The organism is Geofilum sp. OHC36d9 (assembly GCF_052400685.1).
Taxonomy (GTDB): Bacteria; Bacteroidota; Bacteroidia; order Bacteroidales; family Marinilabiliaceae; genus CAZHHH01.
This window is the reverse complement of record NZ_JBQTGJ010000052.1, coordinates 1-574: the sequence shown is the minus strand read 5'-3', so window position 1 is coordinate 574 and position 574 is coordinate 1. Positions and strand designations below refer to the sequence as shown.

Annotated in this window: 1 tRNA gene and 1 rRNA gene; both read left to right on the top strand. The window is 45.1% G+C overall.

Annotated elements, in window-relative coordinates:
- Positions 1–117 precede the first annotated feature (117 nt).
- Positions 118–191, top strand: a tRNA-Ala gene (locus ACT3CD_RS17265).
- Positions 192–269: 78 nt separating this feature from the next.
- Positions 270–574, top strand: a 23S ribosomal RNA gene (locus ACT3CD_RS17260); the annotation flags it as partial.

Below are 574 nucleotides of genomic sequence, written 5' to 3'. Positions count from 1 at the left end.
GTACCGGAAGGTGTGGCTGGAACACCTCCTTTCTGGAGAGCTGTCTCAAAGACTTTGGAAAAAGATGGACTCAAGATCATTCATACTAAGATTAAGGTATTGTATCTCTATTTTTATGGGGAATTAGCTCAGTTGGCTAGAGCGCCTGCCTTGCACGCAGGAGGTCAAGGGTTCGACTCCCTTATTCTCCACATTGCACAAACAGTGCAAAACGTTCATTGACACGACTGGAAACGAAAAAGAAAATAACACGAAAACTACGTGGCAAAAAGAAAGTAAATAAGGGCGCATGGAGGATGCCTAGGCTCTCAGAGGCGAAGAAGGACGTGATAAGCTGCGATAAGCTGTGGTAAGGTGCAAATAACTGATAAACCGCAGATTTCCGAATGGGACAACCCACTTAGTTGAAGACTAAGTATCCTGAGTTAAATCAGGAGGCAAACCCGCTGAACTGAAACATCTAATTAAGCGGAGGAAGAGAAAACAAGAGTGATTCCCCTAGTAGTGGCGAGCGAACGGGGACCAGCCCAAACCATTAATGTTTCGGCATTAATGGGGTTGTAGGACTTGCATA